The following is a 14582-nucleotide window of genomic DNA, read 5'->3' as shown; positions in this document are numbered from 1 at the left end:
ACAGCGTTCGACTGCCCTCCACCATACTGAAGCTGCACCATCCAATCGACAGGCAATCTTCAAGGCTTTCAGCATCCCCGGTCTTTTGCCAGTAAACTCCCTCCCCTTTAGCCGCCATCATTTTCCTCGCGGCCATCACCTTATTTCCTACGGAGTTCACCTTGCGTCTGTTTCACACCTCCGACTGGCACCTTGGGCAAAACCTGCACGGCCAGGAGCGCGATTTCGAACACGCCTGCTTTCTCGAATGGCTGCTGCGCCAGCTGAAGCTGGACCAGCCAGACGTGCTGCTGATCGCCGGCGATATCTTCGACACGGTCAACCCGCCGGTGAAAGCTCAGGAACGCCTCTACGATTTCATCGTCAGCGCCCATGAACAGCAGCCGAAGCTGACCATCGTGATGATCGCCGGCAACCACGATTCCGGCTCGCGGATCGAACTGCCCGCGCCGTTGATGCGGCGTTTGCGCACGCATGCGCTGGGTCGTGTGCTGTGGCTGGATGACGGTCAACTCGACGCCGAGCGCTTGTTGCTGCCATTGCCTGACGCCAAAGGCAAAACCGTCGCCTGGTGCCTGGCGCTGCCGTTCCTGCGCCCCGCCGAAGTGACCGGCGCGCACCTAGGCGACAACTACTTGCGCGGTATCGGTCAGGTTCACGAATGGCTAATCGAAGCGGCCAATGCCAAGCGCAAACCGGGTCAGGCGCTGATCGCCATCAGCCACGCGCACATGGCCGGCGGTTCGGTGTCGGAAGACTCTGAGCGCAGCCTGATCATCGGTAACGCCGAAGCGCTGCCCGCCAGCCTGTTCGGGCCGAGCATCAGTTACGTCGCCCTCGGTCACTTGCACAAGCCGCAGAAGGTCAATGGTGAAGAGCGCATCCGCTACAGCGGCTCGCCAATTCCCTTGTCGTTCTCCGAGATCGGCTATCAGCACCAGATTCTCGACATCACACTCAAGGGCGAAACCCTGGTCAGCGTCGAACCCAAACTGATCCCCCGGGCTGTGAATCTGCAACGTATCGGTCCCGCGCCATTGGCGGAAATCCTGCTGCAACTGGCCGACTTGCCGAACATCGACCTACTGGCCGATATCCTGCGCCAGCCATGGCTGGAAGTTCGGGTGCGTCTTGATGAGCCGCAACCCGACTTGCGTTATCAAGTGGAAACCGCCTTGCAAGGCAAAGCCGTGCGTCTGGTGCGGATCGCCGCTGAATACGCCGGCAATGGCAGCCGCGATGGCGTGGATGACGGCACGACCTTGATCGAACTCGACCAGCTCTCACCTCAGGAACTGTTCAGCCGCGCCTGGCAGGACAACTACGGCAGCGAGGTCGACGAGCAAACCCTCAAGGACTTCGCCGAGCTGTTGCAAGACGTGCAGATGGAGAGCGAACAACCATGAAGATCCTCGCGATCCGCCTGAAAAACCTCGCCTCACTGGCCGGGCCTTTTGAAATCGACTTTACCGCTGAGCCGTTGGCCAGCGCCGGTCTGTTCGCGATTACAGGGCCGACCGGCGCCGGTAAAAGCACCTTGCTCGATGCCTTGTGCCTGGCGTTGTTCGGTGCGGTGCCTCGGCTGAGCAATGCTCAGGTGTCTGCCAAAGCGCCAGACGCCGACGGCGAGATCAGCACTGGCGACCCTCGCACGCTGCTGCGTCGCGGCACCGGTGAAGGTTATGCCGAAGTAGATTTCGTTGGCATCGATGGCCGTCGCTACCGCGCTCGCTGGGAAGCTAATCGCGCCCGCGAGAAGGCCGGCGGCAAGCTGCAAGCCAGTCGCCAGAGTTTGCGCGACATCGATCTGGATCAGCTGCTGGCCAGTCAGAAAGTTGAATTCAAAACCCAGCTCGAATCCGTACTGGGCCTGAACTTTGAGCAATTCACCCGTGCGGTGCTGCTGGCTCAAAGTGAATTCAGTGCGTTCCTCAAGGCTAACGACAACGAACGTAGCGAACTGCTGGAAAAACTCACCGACACCGCGCTCTATACGCGCCTCGGTCGCCGGGCTTTCGACAAAACCAAAGAGGCTCGCGAAACCCACAAGCTGCTGCAGGACCAGGCCACGGGCGTGACGCCGCTGTCGCCGGAAGCTCGGGCAGAACTCGATGAACGCTTCAGCGAGGCTCAGCAGCTACTCAAGACCCAGCAAGCGCAACTCAAGCAATTGGAACTGCAACATACTTGGCTCAAGGATTTGCGCCAGTTGCAGGACGAGCAGCAGAGCGCCACCGAGCAGTTGCAATCGGCCCAGCAGCGTTGGGAAGGTCTGGCCGGCGAACGTTTGAAGCTGACTCGCCTGGAGCAACTGGCCCCGCAACGGCACCAGTTCGCCCGCAAGAACGAACTCACCGCCCAGCTCACACCGCTGGCCGCGCAGATTCAGCAGCACACCCAACAGCAAACCGAGCTGAACGAGCGCCAGACGCAACTCGAACACAGCCTGAGTGCTGCGCAGACCGCGCTGGTCGAGGCCCAAGGCCAACACACCACAAGCGCTCCACTGCTGCGTCAGGCGTTTGAAGAGCAAAGCACCCTCGCCCGTCTGGTCAAAGATGCCAGTCTCAGTGCCGACCTCAAGCAGCAGGCGGAACTGGCCTGCACTCAAGGCCAAAACACGATCCAAGGCTTGCTGGACCAACAGAAACAGGTCGCCGAACGTTTGCAGCGGATTGCCGGGGAGCTTGAGCAAAGCACCCCTCTGGCGCCCTTGAGCGATGCGTGGAACGCCTACCGTGATCGCCTGCAACAGCTGATGCTGATAGGCAATCGCCTGAACAAGGGCCAGGCCGAACTGGCCGCCCTGGAACAAAGCGCCGCTCGCGCTGCCGAGGACCTGTCCACTCAGCGCCAGAGCCTTGAAGTGCTGTACAAGGAGGCCGGCGCCGAACCGGAAGCGGTGGCCGAGCAGATTCAGATTCTCGGGAGTCTGTTGCAGGATAACCGCAAGCAGCAGCGAGCCTTTGAGGAGCTGACGCGCCTGTGGGCCAGTCAGCAGGAACTGGACAAGCGCGCGTCCGAACTCCAGCAGCGCCAGCTGACCGCTCAGCAAGAACGAGAACGTCTGACCCAGGACGGTGTGAAAGCCAAGAACGAATTGGTCGTTGCCGAACAGACCCTGAGCGTCACCCGCGAACTGCTGGAACGCCAGCGCCTGGCCCGCAGCGCCAGCGTCGAAGAACTGCGCGAGCAGTTACAGGACGATCAGCCGTGCCCGGTCTGTGGCAGCCCCGACCATCCTTATCATCAGCCCGAAGCCCTGCTGCAAAGCCTTGGCCGGCATGATGAAAGCGAACAGGCCAACGCCCAGAAAGCCGTCGACCTGCTGAAAGAAACGCTCACTGACCTGCGCACTGAAGTGGGCGGCGTGATTGCGCAGCAAAAGGAATTGCTGCAACAACAAGAACACCTCGCGACCCAGCAACAGAGCCTGGCACCGAGCCTTGAAGCACATCCTTTATCTGCGCAGCTGCTCACGCAGGATGCGGCTAAACGTGATGCCTGGCTGGTGCAGCAAAACAACCAGTTGAACCAAAGCATCACTCAGGACGAACAACGGCAGACCGCCCTGCTCACCCTGCAACAGAACGCCGCGCGCCTTCAACAGCAACTGCGTAGCGCTGAAGCGGCGAGCCAGCAAGCTGCCCAACACCTGGCCAACCAGCAACGTGAGTTGAGCAGTGATCGCCAGCGTCTGGACGAGGAGTTGACGGCGTTCAGCACCCTGCTCCCGGCCGACACGCTGCAAGCGCTGCGCAACGAACCGGCCGCGACCTTCATGCAACTGGACCGGCAGATCAGCCAGCGCCTGGAACAACTCGATCAGCAACGCGATGAACTCAGCGAACAGCAACAGCGGCAGCAGACGCTGGAGAAAGAACAGGACCGCCAACTCACTCGTCTCCAGCAGTTGGAAACGGCCCGCCAGCAGTTCACCGCCCTCGCCGACCAGCAACAGGCCTGCCAGCAAAAACTCACGCAATTGCTCGGCGAACACACCAGCGCCGAGCAGTGGCAGCAGCAATTGGATCAAGCCGTCGAACAGGCGCGCAATGCTGAGGCGACCGCCAATCAGGAACTGCAAACCGTGCGTACGCGGCTGGTGCAGCTGGGCGCCGAACTCAAGGCCCAGCAGGAGCGCTCGCAGGCATTGGAAACCGAAGATCGCGAGCTGAGCGGCAAGATTGCCGACTGGCGCGCATTGCATCCGGAACTGGATGACGGAGGTCTGGAAGATCTGCTGAGTGTCGACGACCAGCAGGTCAGCGAACTGCGTCAGCAATTGCAGCAAAGCGAAAAAGCCATCGAACAGACCAAGGTTCTGTTGCAGGAACGCGATCAGCGTCTGCTCAATCATCAAGCACAGCACAACGGCAATCTCGACGCCGAACAGCTGGCGACGGCGCTTGCCGAATTGCAAAACCTGTTCACCGCCAGCGAACACCGTTGCGCCGAACTGCGCGCCGAACAGGCCGAGGATCAGCGCCGGCAAAACGCCAATCAGGCCCTCGCGCAGCAGATTGCCGATGCGTACACCGAATACCAGCGCTGGGCACGTTTGAATGCACTGATCGGTTCGGCCACGGGCGACACCTTCCGCAAGATCGCCCAGGCCTACAACCTCGACCTGTTGGTGCATCACGCCAACGTTCAGCTGCGGCAACTGGTGCGGCGCTATCGCCTCAAGCGTGGCGGCAGCATGCTCGGGTTGTTGGTGATGGACACCGAGATGGGTGATGAACTGCGTTCGGTGCATTCGTTGTCCGGCGGCGAGACGTTCCTAGTGTCGCTGGCTCTGGCGCTCGGTTTGGCGTCCATGGCATCGAGCACGCTGAAAATCGAATCATTGTTCATCGATGAAGGCTTCGGCAGCCTCGATCCGGAATCCCTGCAACTGGCCATGGATGCTCTCGACGGCTTGCAAGCGCAGGGACGAAAAGTCGCGGTGATTTCACACGTGCAGGAAATGCATGAACGGATTCCGGTGCAGATTCAGGTCCGCCGTCAGGGCAACGGCCTGAGTACGCTGGAGGTGAAATGAATACGCTGTATTCCTTCCGCCGCTGCCCCTACGCGATGCGGGCACGCATGGCCCTGCGCTACTCCCGCGTTGCGGTGAATATTGTCGAGGTCAGCCTGAAGGCTAAACCTGCCGAAATGCTGGCGCTGTCGAGCAAAGGCACGGTGCCGGTGCTGAGCGTCGACGGTCAGGTGATCGATGAAAGCCTGGCGATCATGCACTGGGCGTTGGCGCAGAGTGATCCGCAGGATTGGTTGCTCAAGGATGATCCTGTCCGGCAGCAACTCATCGCCGAGCTGATCGAAGAAAACGATCAGGTGTTCAAGGTGCACCTGAATCGCTACAAGTACGCCGAGCGATACCCCGAGCAGCCAATGGCGTTTTATCGCGCCGAGGGCGAGGTGTTTTTGCGCAGGCTTGATGAGTTGCTGGAGGGACGCGACTACTTGCTGGCCGACCATCCGAGTCTGGCGGATGTGGCACTGATGCCGTTTGTGCGGCAGTTCGCCCATGTTGATCGCGATTGGTTCGGACAGACGCCCTATCACCGTTTGCAGGGCTGGTTGCAGCGGTTTCTGGAGTCGGATTTATTCACATCGGTGATGGCGAAGTAGAGCGCGACCCCTGTAGGAGCTGCCGAAGGCTGCGATCTTTTGATCTTCGGCGTCAGCGACAATGCGAACATCAAAAGATCGCAGCCTTCGGCAGCTCCTACAGGTGATGTTTTCACGCCAATACCGAGCACATCTGCAACGCCGAGCAATCCACGTGGAACGGCCCGAAGAAATCGTCCTGGCGTTCAATTGGCGGATTGCCGGCCAGCAGCCCCAGGGCCTTCGCGGTTTCAATGTTACGAGCAAGGTTGTGATTGGCTTCGATACTCCGCGCCACCGACCCCGCCGAGCCCTGTCCGATCCCCAACAAGGAAGATCCATTGGTCATGAACGCCAGGAAGGCGATGACCCAAAGTCTGTGCCCTTTCATTCCCCGGCGACTCCTGCGAGTTCAGCCTGATCGACCATCGCGGTTTGCGAACGGTGTTCAAACTGGATGCCGGGATGAGCGACTTGAATCGGCGCAGCGAGGGTCTGTTGCGATTGAGGCGAGAGGCTGACAACCAGCACCAAGACTACGTAAAGAGCGATAGCCAGGTAGGCGCCGTGTTTGGCAGAAGTGATGATTGCGCTGGCCATGATGTTCTCCGCAGGCATGTTTCGAAGCCCACAGAATCGATCAAAAAAGCGGTGATAACCACTCAGGGTTATCCATAGTAACCATCAGCTTCGTTAATCATTAAGCCAAACTATCTCAGTCTTCAATAAAGCTCATCAGGCGTTCGCGGGCCGCATCCGGCTCTTCTGGAACGGGCTGGGCAGCTGAAAGAATGGGGGTGGAATAGAGAAACAGAAGAACCACGGCCAGACGCATTGCCATGCTGTCGATCCTTATCATAGGAAGGAGTCAAAAAATCAGCGTCAAATTTAAACTTATGGCCATGTGATATCAAGCGATACATTGATAGCAATATGATGCTGTCGTAAACGCGTTATGCAGGAGCGACATCACTCAGGTTTCTCAAAGCTTTTCAGCTCGATCGGCGCAAGTGACTTCGCTCCTGCATAAAGGGTGCAGGGTTCAAATTTCAGGCTTGGGTCTTGTGATCCAGAGCCGCGTAAAAGTTGGCGCTCTGTTGCAGGTATTTCTGGGTGTAGCTTTGGGCGTGGGATTTTTTGTCGCTGATTTCAACGTTGGCGCTGGCTGGCAAAGCAACAGTGGCAGAGATAGCGGAAGCGGCGATTACGGAGAAGAGATTGAAGTTCATGGCGATGTTCCTCGGATTCAGTTGGCTTGCTTGCCCGGTGGGGCCGTGAAGCAAACTTAACCTTCGAGGTTGGCGCCTTGAAATCTTTTGTAGCATTAGCAGATATCAGCGTCATTAATAGAAGGATGCAGGCCCCACCAACCGGGGCCTGCGGCCTATTGACGCACCAGGAACTTGAGGTCGCTCGGGGCATCCATCGGCAGTTTTTGCACGGTTTTACCCAGCAGGCCTGTCTTTGAATCGCGCTCGACAACGACAATCTGGTTGCTTTTCTGATTGGCGATCAACAAGAACTTGCCACTCGGGTCGAGGCTGAACTCACGCGGATGATCACCTTCTACGGAACGGCGCTGCAGTTCCTTGAGGTGCCCGGTCGCAGGATCGATGGCGAACACCAGCAGCTGATTGGCGGTGCCACGGTTGCTGACGTAGAGGAACTTGCCATCGCGCGACGCGTGAAGCGCAGCGGCTGCTTTGTCCGAAACGGGTTGACCCGTCGCCAACTCGACCATTTGCGTTTGCTTGAGTTGGCCGTCCTTGTAATCGAACACCGCAACCTGCGCGCTCATTTCCATGGTCAGCCACGCGTGCTTGCCATCGGCGCTGAACAGCAGATGACGCGGGCCGCTGCCGGGTGGCAACTGGACGGACGCCGGTGTAGCGGCGGTCAAGGGCAGTTCCGGGTTGGCCTTTGGGTCGAAGCGGTAGGCAAAGATCTTGTCGGCGCCCAGGTCATTGGAGAACACATACTTGCCGTCCGGCGACGAAACCGTTGAATGCACGTGCGCCGACATCTGCCGCTCGGGATTGACCCGGCTCGATGGATGGCTGCTCATCTGCACCACGGATTTGAGTTTGCCATCGACGCCCACCGGCAATACCGCCAGCGTGCCACCCGGATCTTCAGCCACCGAATAGTTGCTGACAAACAGGTGACTGGCTTCAAGGCCGAGACTCGAATGAGTCGGCTCGTTGCCCAGGCTTTGCACCTGATTGATCAGGCTCAGCGCATGGGTTTCGGGATCGATCGCATAACTGCTGACGCGCCCTACCGGATCGGTCTGTCCCGGGCCGTTTTCGTTGACCACGAACAGCTGACGCTGATCCTTGGACAGGGTCAGCCAGGACGGGTTTTCGCTCTTGACCACTTGCAGTGGTTTGGCGTCGATCTGCCCGGTAGAGCTGTCGAAGTTCAGGCGATAAATCCCCTGGCTCTGACCGGCTGTGTAGGAGCCGACCAGCAACTGATAGTCGTCGGCCGACGCAACCTGAAAACCCATCACGCCGACGCTGCCGGCGATCAACAGTGGCCAGAGCTTATGCATCCTCATTCACTTCTTCCTCGTCGTCATCACCGCGGATAGCGGTCATGCACACCAGCCGGTGTTCGCCGGAACTGCCGGTAATCAACCAGCTTTGCAGGGTTGGGTCGAAGGTCGCGGCCTCGACTTCGGCCGGGGTGAACTCCCAGTGCTTGGACACACGACCGTCCAGGCATTCGATGTGCAGGTTATCGTCTTCATCGAGGGAGAATTCGAAGGCGTGCAGCCCGTCGATTTCCACCATATCGCAGTGTTCGAGGGTAGCGATCAAGGTGTCGGTTGCGGCAGTCATGGCAGTCAATCTTTGAATGGGAAAGACGCAATGATAGCTCATTGCGCCTCAGTCCAATGTGGGAGCGAGCTTGCTCGCGATGAGTCCCTGTCAATCACATCAATGTTGAATGACACACCGCCATCGCGAGCAAGCTCGCTCCCACAGGGGATTGCGGTTTGCTGTTAGAGGGCGTCTCGGGACGGCTGGCCATCCACCAACCGCTGAATACGCAGCGGATTGCCATTCTTCAAGGCATCCGGCAGCAAGCTGTCAGGGTAGTTCTGGAAGCACACCGGGCGCAGGAAACGGTCGATGGCCAAGGTGCCCACCGACGTGCCACGGGCATCGGAAGTTGCCGGGTACGGACCGCCGTGGACCATTGAATCGCAGACTTCCACACCAGTCGGATAACCGTTGAGCAGGATCCTTCCAACCTTCTGTTCCAGCAACGGCGTCAGCTCAGCGAACTGCTCGAAGTCTGAGGGTTCACCAATGATTGTCGCCGTCAGCTGTCCGTGCAGGCCGTTCAATGCGGCGCTGAGTTGCGCCTGATCTGCCACTTCGACAAACACCGTGGTCGGGCCGAACACTTCTTCCTGCAGCACTTCATCGCCCTTGATCAACAGGCTGACATCGGCCTTGAACAGTTGCGGTTGCGCCTGATTGCCTTGTTGCGGACTGCCGGCCAGGTGCTCGATGCCCGGATGAGCGAGGAGTTTTTGCAAGCCTTTGCCATAGCTGCTCAAGGTCCCGGCATTGAGCATGGTTTGCGCCGGTTGATCGCCGATCAGGCCCACCACCTGTTGCACAAACGCGCTGAACTGTGGCGAACGAATACCAATCACCAAACCGGGATTGGTGCAGAACTGACCGCAGCCCTGAACCACGGAAGCGGTCAGGTCACGGGCGACCGATTCGGCGCGAACTTGCAGCGCCTGCGGCAACACGATCACCGGGTTGATGCTCGACATCTCGGCGAACACCGGAATGGGCTGCGCACGTGCAGCGGCCATGTCGCACAACGCACGACCGCCCTTCAACGAACCGGTAAAGCCTACCGCCTGAATCGCCGGATGCTTGACCAATGCTTCACCAACCCCACCGCCATAGATCATGTTGAACACGCCGGCCGGCATGCCGGTTTTCTCAGCGGCGCGGATGATCGCGTCGGCCACGAGTTCGGCTGTGGCCATGTGACCGCTGTGAGCCTTGAACACCACCGGGCAACCGGCAGCCAACGCCGACGCGGTGTCACCGCCCGCCGTGGAGAATGCCAACGGAAAGTTGCTCGCACCAAACACCGCGACTGGTCCAAGGCCGATGCTGTACTGACGTAAATCCGGACGTGGCAGCGGTTGGCGATCCGGCAATGCCCGATCGATCCGCGCACCGTAGAAATCACCGCGACGCAGCACTTTGGCGAACAGACGCATCTGCCCGCTGGTGCGACCGCGCTCGCCTTGAATCCGTGCCGCCGGCAGCGCGGTTTCGCGGCAGACCAGCGCTACAAAGTCATCGCCCAACGCGTCCAGTTCATCGGCAATGGCATCGAGAAATTGCGCTCGGCGTTCGGCGCTCAGGCTGCGATAGGTCGGGTAAGCCGCGGCGGCAGCCTTGGCGGCGGCATCGACTTCTTCAAGGGTGGCCTGGAGGAAACTGTAAGGCAGGTTTTCGCCCGTGTTGGCATCAACGCTTTTGACGATGATTTCGCCGGCAGCGCTGCGCTGACCGCCGATGTAGTTGTGACCAAGAATCTGGGTCATGCCTGTCTCCTTAAAGGGTGCCAACGGTGCCGGGCTCGAACGCCGCTTCAACCGGTGCAATCCCGTTGATCAACGGTGCACCGAACTCGGCCTGACTGATCTCGAACACGTCACCCGACTGGGTGCGAATGCCGTCGGCAAAGGACAGGGTCGCGGTGCCGAAGAAGTGAATGTGCACATCGCCCGGACGGAGGAACTGGCTGTATTTGAAATGGTGGTACTCGAGGTTTTCCAGGCTGTGGCACATGTTGGCCTCACCACTGAGAAACTCGTTCTGCCACAGCACTTCACCGTCACGCAGGATGCGGCTGGTGCCTGCCAGATGTTGAGGCAGTTCTCCGACTCGAAGTTCCGGGCCATAACTGCAACTGCGCAGTTTGGAGTGCGCCAGGTACAGGTAATTTTTGCGCTCCATCACGTGATCGGAGAACTCGTTGCCCACGGCAAAACCGAGTCGATACGGTTTGCTGTCATGGCCGATGACGTAGAGGCCGCTGAGCTCCGGCTCCTCCCCCGCGTCTTCAGCAAACGGTGGCAACGGAAACGGTTCGCCCGGACGGACGACGATGCTGCCGTCGCCCTTGTAAAACCATTCCGGTTGTACACCGGCCTGCCCCGCTACCGGTTTACCGCCCTCCACGCCCCATTTGAAGATGCGCATGGTGTCGGTCATCGCCGCTTCGTCGCCGACTTGCTGATGCATCTTGTCCCGCGCCGACGCGCTGCCCAGATGGGTCAGGCCCGTACCGCTGACCAGCATGTGCGCCGGGTCCGGGTGATCCAGTGGCGGCAGGATGCGCAACGCGGCCAACAGCTCTGCATAGTCATGGCTGATGCCCAGGCCCAGGGTTTTCACCTGCTGCTCAAGATTGACGCCGGCCTCGATCGCCGCCAACGCCAGGTCGCGAACGGTGCGCGCGTCCTGCACTTCGCGCACCAGACCGTCATCGACGACGCCAACGCGGCGCTCGCCGTTACTCAATTCGAACTGAACTAAACGCATGAACCTTCTCCTGTTTGCAGATTAAGTGCGGGTAGCGCCACGGGCGCTGGCAGCGAACTGGTCGGCCGGCAGTACGTGCTTGCGTTCCAGCAGGCGATAAACCACACCGGTCAACACCAGACCGAACACCATCACACCCGAAAGGAAATACAGACCCGAAGCCAGGTTGCCGGTGTATTCCTTCAGCGCGCCGATCACGAACGGACCGATATAGCCGCCGAGGTTGCCCACCGAATTGATCAGGGCGATCCCGGCCGCCGCACTCGCGCCGGCAAAGAAGCGGCCCGGCAAGGTCCAGAACACCGCGGTGCAGGAAAACAGCGCGAAGGCCACCAGGCACAACGCCGCCAGTTGCAGCACCGGCACCGTCAGCCAGGCGCTGAGGAACAGACCAATCGCACCCAACACGTAAAGCACCGCCAGGTGGCCGTAGCGATCATTCAAGCGGTCGGAACTGCGCGGAATGATCAGCAAACCGATGATCCCGAAGATGTACGGCACCGACGACACGAAACCGGTCACCAGATCCGTGCCACCGAACTGCTTGATCAGGGTCGGCAGCCACAAGCCCAGGCCGTAGATGCTCAGGGTCACCGGCAGATAGAACAGCGCCAGCAGCAACACACGTTTGTCCTTGAGGGCGTGCAACGGATTGCCGTGGCGGGTCTGGCCGTATTCCTCAAGATCCTTTTTCAGTTCGCCGTTCAGCCAGTCCTTTTCGGCCTGGTCCATCCACTTCACCTGTTTCGGACCGTCCGGCAGCCAACGCAGCACTGGCCAGGTCAACAGGATCGCCGGGGTGCCAATGACGATGAACAGCCACTGCCAGCCATGCAGGCCGAGAACGCCATCCATGCCGAGCAGACCGCCGGACACCGGGCCGGTGATCAACATGGCAATGGGTTGGGAAAGGATGAACAACCCGAGGATCTTGCCGCGATGGCGCACCGGAAACCACTGGGTGATGTAGTAGAGAACGCCCGGGAAGAACCCGGCTTCCGCCGCGCCGAGCAGAAAGCGCATCACATAGAAACTGTGCGGCCCCTGGACGAAGGCCATGCCGATGGTGATGGCGCCCCAGGTGACCATGATCCGCGCGAACCAGCGCCGCGCGCCAAAGCGTTCGAGCATCAGGTTGCTGGGGATTTCCAGCAGGAAATAGCCGATGAAAAACAGCCCGGCACCCAAGCCGTAAGCCGCGTCACCGATGCCGAGGTCGGCGCCCATGTGCAACTTGGCGAAGCCTACGGCGGAGCGATCCACATAGGCGATCAGGTACAGCAGGATCAGAAAGGGAATCAGTTTCAGCGTGATGCGACGAATAAGCCGCAGTTCCTGGCTCATGAGATCGGTCTCCGATTGTTGTTGTTATAGAACCTCGGGGGACGCCTCTCGCGGAAAACCGCCAGGGCAATCCCTCCGTTGAAACGGACTATATAGTAATACTATTTACGCAACAACACTTCCAAACTGCCGAATTTGCGCTTATGTTACGCCTCAGCTCGAACTATATAGTCATACAATAAGAGAACCGATCATGTCTGATAAGAAACCCACCCTGCGCTCCGCCCAATGGTTTGGCACTGCCGACAAGAACGGCTTCATGTACCGCAGCTGGATGAAGAATCAGGGCATCGCCGACCACCAGTTCCACGGCAAGCCGATCATCGGCATCTGCAACACCTGGTCGGAACTGACCCCGTGCAACGCGCATTTCCGCCAGATTGCGGAGCACGTCAAACGTGGGGTGATCGAGGCCGGGGGCTTTCCCGTGGAATTCCCGGTGTTCTCCAACGGCGAGTCGAACCTGCGTCCGACCGCCATGCTCACCCGCAACCTGGCGAGCATGGACGTCGAAGAAGCGATTCGCGGCAACCCGATTGACGGTGTTGTGCTGCTGACCGGCTGCGACAAAACCACCCCGGCGTTGTTGATGGGCGCGGCCAGTTGCGACGTGCCGGCGATCGTCGTCACCGGCGGGCCGATGCTCAACGGCAAGCACAAGGGCCAGGACATTGGTTCGGGGACCGTTGTCTGGCAGCTCAGCGAACAAGTGAAAGCGGGCACCATCACCATTGACGATTTCCTTGCGGCCGAGGGCGGCATGTCCCGCTCGGCCGGCACGTGCAACACCATGGGCACCGCGTCGACCATGGCCTGCATGGCTGAAGCACTGGGCACTTCCCTGCCCCACAACGCGGCGATTCCAGCGGTCGATGCACGTCGTTATGTGCTGGCGCACATGTCCGGCATGCGCGCGGTGGAGATGGTTCGCGAAGATTTGAAACTGTCGAAAATCCTCACCAAAGAAGCCTTCGAAAACGCCATTCGGGTGAACGCCGCGATCGGTGGTTCGACCAACGCCGTGATCCATTTGAAAGCCATTGCCGGACGCATCGGTGTCGAGCTGGATCTGGATGACTGGACCCGCATCGGCCGCGGCATGCCGACCATCGTCGACCTGCAACCGTCCGGGCGTTTCCTGATGGAAGAGTTCTACTACGCCGGTGGCCTGCCAGCGGTGCTGCGTCGTCTGGGTGAAGCCAACCTGATTCCGCATCCGAATGCCCTGACCGTCAACGGCAAGACCCTCGGCGAGAACACCAAGGACGCACCGATCTACGGCCAGGACGAAGTGATCCGCACCCTCGACAACCCGATCCGCGCCGACGGCGGCATCTGTGTGTTGCGCGGCAACCTCGCTCCACTCGGTGCGGTGCTCAAGCCTTCAGCCGCCAGCGCCGAACTGATGCAACACCGCGGGCGTGCGGTGGTGTTCGAAAACTTCGACATGTACAAAGCGCGGATCAACGATCCGGAGCTGGAGGTGGATGCCAACTCGATTCTGGTGATGAAGAACTGCGGTCCGAAGGGTTATCCGGGCATGGCGGAAGTCGGCAACATGGGCTTGCCGGCCAAGTTGCTGGCTCAGGGCGTGACGGACATGGTGCGCATTTCCGATGCGCGCATGAGCGGCACGGCGTACGGCACCGTCGTTCTGCACGTGGCACCGGAAGCGGCCGCCGGCGGACCTTTGGCGACCGTGAAGGAAGGTGACTGGATCGAACTCGACTGCGCCAACGGCCGTCTGCACCTGGACATTCCCGACGCCGAACTGGCGGCGCGCATGGCCGATCTGCAACCACCGCAGCAACTGATCGTGGGCGGTTATCGCCAGTTGTACATCGACCATGTGCTGCAGGCGGATCAGGGTTGCGATTTCGACTTCCTGGTCGGCTGCCGCGGCTCTGAAGTACCGCGCCACTCTCACTGACATCACAAATCCCCTGTGGGAGCGAGCTTGCTCGCGATAGCGGTCTAACATTCAACATATAGGTTGACTGACACTCCGTCATCGCGAGCAAGCTCGCTCCC

At 59.8% G+C, this 14582-nt stretch carries 13 protein-coding genes; 4 read left to right on the top strand and 9 right to left on the bottom strand.

All coding sequences use genetic code 11. The annotated features are described in order from the left end of the window. Window positions 1-161: 161 nt before the first annotated feature. From ACA079_RS14475 to ACA079_RS14465, 3 genes are read left to right on the top strand one after another with little or no spacing between them, the layout of a single operon-like run. On the top strand, window positions 162-1406 hold the full coding sequence (locus tag ACA079_RS14475; RefSeq protein WP_497704045.1) for an exonuclease SbcCD subunit D C-terminal domain-containing protein: 1245 nt from the start codon (window positions 162-164) through the stop codon (window positions 1404-1406). Further along, the gene (locus tag ACA079_RS14470; protein WP_497704044.1) at window positions 1403-5044 is read left to right on the top strand and encodes an AAA family ATPase; all 3642 of its coding nucleotides are present in this window, start codon (window positions 1403-1405) and stop codon (window positions 5042-5044) included. The genes ACA079_RS14475 and ACA079_RS14470 overlap by 4 nt, the downstream gene beginning before the upstream one ends. Continuing rightward, complete coding sequence (locus ACA079_RS14465) at window positions 5041-5637, top strand: glutathione S-transferase (RefSeq protein WP_497704043.1); 597 nt, start codon at window positions 5041-5043, stop codon at window positions 5635-5637. Before ACA079_RS14470 ends, ACA079_RS14465 begins: the two co-directional genes overlap by 4 nt. A 112-nt stretch (window positions 5638-5749) precedes the next feature. On the opposite strand, the gene ACA079_RS14460 is transcribed toward ACA079_RS14465, so the two are convergent. The 9 genes from ACA079_RS14460 to ACA079_RS14420 all read right to left on the bottom strand — a co-directional run bounded on the left by ACA079_RS14460 (window position 5750) and on the right by ACA079_RS14420 (window position 12551). Beyond that, window positions 5750-6007, bottom strand: coding sequence for a hypothetical protein (locus tag ACA079_RS14460; RefSeq protein ID WP_497704042.1), 258 nt, complete (start codon window positions 6005-6007; stop codon window positions 5750-5752). Then, window positions 6004-6216 (bottom strand): hypothetical protein, encoded by a 213-nt coding sequence (locus ACA079_RS14455; protein ID WP_497704041.1) that lies wholly within the window; start codon window positions 6214-6216, stop codon window positions 6004-6006. The genes ACA079_RS14460 and ACA079_RS14455 overlap by 4 nt, the downstream gene beginning before the upstream one ends. Window positions 6217-6331: 115 nt before the next feature. Further along, window positions 6332-6457, bottom strand: a complete 126-nt coding sequence (locus tag ACA079_RS14450; protein ID WP_497704040.1) for a hypothetical protein — start codon at window positions 6455-6457, stop codon at window positions 6332-6334. Window positions 6458-6665: 208 nt separating this feature from the next. Next, window positions 6666-6845, bottom strand: coding sequence for a hypothetical protein (locus ACA079_RS14445; RefSeq protein ID WP_008030101.1), 180 nt, complete (start codon window positions 6843-6845; stop codon window positions 6666-6668). A 155-nt stretch (window positions 6846-7000) separates the two neighbouring features. Continuing rightward, window positions 7001-8170 carry a lactonase family protein gene (locus tag ACA079_RS14440; protein ID WP_497704326.1) on the bottom strand — a complete coding sequence of 390 codons (1170 nt, stop codon included), beginning with the start codon at window positions 8168-8170 and terminating at the stop codon, window positions 7001-7003. Then, the gene (locus tag ACA079_RS14435) at window positions 8163-8459 is read right to left on the bottom strand and encodes a DUF5629 family protein (RefSeq protein ID WP_497704039.1); all 297 of its coding nucleotides are present in this window, start codon (window positions 8457-8459) and stop codon (window positions 8163-8165) included. Before ACA079_RS14435 ends, ACA079_RS14440 begins: the two co-directional genes overlap by 8 nt. A gap of 164 nt (window positions 8460-8623) precedes the next feature. Then, complete coding sequence (locus tag ACA079_RS14430) at window positions 8624-10204, bottom strand: aldehyde dehydrogenase (NADP(+)) (RefSeq protein WP_497704038.1); 1581 nt, start codon at window positions 10202-10204, stop codon at window positions 8624-8626. A gap of 10 nt (window positions 10205-10214) precedes the next feature. Continuing rightward, window positions 10215-11207 (bottom strand): AraD1 family protein, encoded by a 993-nt coding sequence (gene araD1 / locus ACA079_RS14425; RefSeq protein ID WP_497704037.1) that lies wholly within the window; start codon window positions 11205-11207, stop codon window positions 10215-10217. 21 nt (window positions 11208-11228) lie between these two features. Beyond that, window positions 11229-12551, bottom strand: coding sequence for an MFS transporter (locus tag ACA079_RS14420; RefSeq protein ID WP_497704036.1), 1323 nt, complete (start codon window positions 12549-12551; stop codon window positions 11229-11231). Window positions 12552-12744: 193 nt separating this feature from the next. Here ACA079_RS14420 and ACA079_RS14415 point away from each other — a divergent pair, with 193 nt between their 5' ends. After that, on the top strand, window positions 12745-14481 hold the full coding sequence (locus tag ACA079_RS14415) for an IlvD/Edd family dehydratase (RefSeq protein WP_008157040.1): 1737 nt from the start codon (window positions 12745-12747) through the stop codon (window positions 14479-14481). Window positions 14482-14582: the final 101 nt, after the last annotated feature.

The organism is Pseudomonas sp. LBUM1645 (assembly GCF_059716185.1).
Note: the sequence above shows the minus strand (reverse complement) of the source record. Positions and strands in the feature narration are given on the sequence as shown.

Coding starts and splice junctions, on each gene's coding strand:
- ACA079_RS14470 (WP_497704044.1), top strand. CDS start 1,403: ATGAAGATCCTCGCGATCCGCCTGAAAAACCTCGCCTCACTGGCCGGG.
- ACA079_RS14465 (WP_497704043.1), top strand. CDS start 5,041: ATGAATACGCTGTATTCCTTCCGCCGCTGCCCCTACGCGATGCGGGCA.
- ACA079_RS14460 (WP_497704042.1), bottom strand. CDS start 6,007: ATGAAAGGGCACAGACTTTGGGTCATCGCCTTCCTGGCGTTCATGACC.
- ACA079_RS14455 (WP_497704041.1), bottom strand. CDS start 6,216: ATGGCCAGCGCAATCATCACTTCTGCCAAACACGGCGCCTACCTGGCT.
- ACA079_RS14450 (WP_497704040.1), bottom strand. CDS start 6,457: ATGGCAATGCGTCTGGCCGTGGTTCTTCTGTTTCTCTATTCCACCCCC.
- ACA079_RS14445 (WP_008030101.1), bottom strand. CDS start 6,845: ATGAACTTCAATCTCTTCTCCGTAATCGCCGCTTCCGCTATCTCTGCC.
- ACA079_RS14440 (WP_497704326.1), bottom strand. CDS start 8,170: ATGCATAAGCTCTGGCCACTGTTGATCGCCGGCAGCGTCGGCGTGATG.
- ACA079_RS14435 (WP_497704039.1), bottom strand. CDS start 8,459: ATGACTGCCGCAACCGACACCTTGATCGCTACCCTCGAACACTGCGAT.
- ACA079_RS14430 (WP_497704038.1), bottom strand. CDS start 10,204: ATGACCCAGATTCTTGGTCACAACTACATCGGCGGTCAGCGCAGCGCT.
- araD1 (WP_497704037.1), bottom strand. CDS start 11,207: ATGCGTTTAGTTCAGTTCGAATTGAGTAACGGCGAGCGCCGCGTTGGC.
- ACA079_RS14420 (WP_497704036.1), bottom strand. CDS start 12,551: ATGAGCCAGGAACTGCGGCTTATTCGTCGCATCACGCTGAAACTGATT.
- ACA079_RS14415 (WP_008157040.1), top strand. CDS start 12,745: ATGTCTGATAAGAAACCCACCCTGCGCTCCGCCCAATGGTTTGGCACT.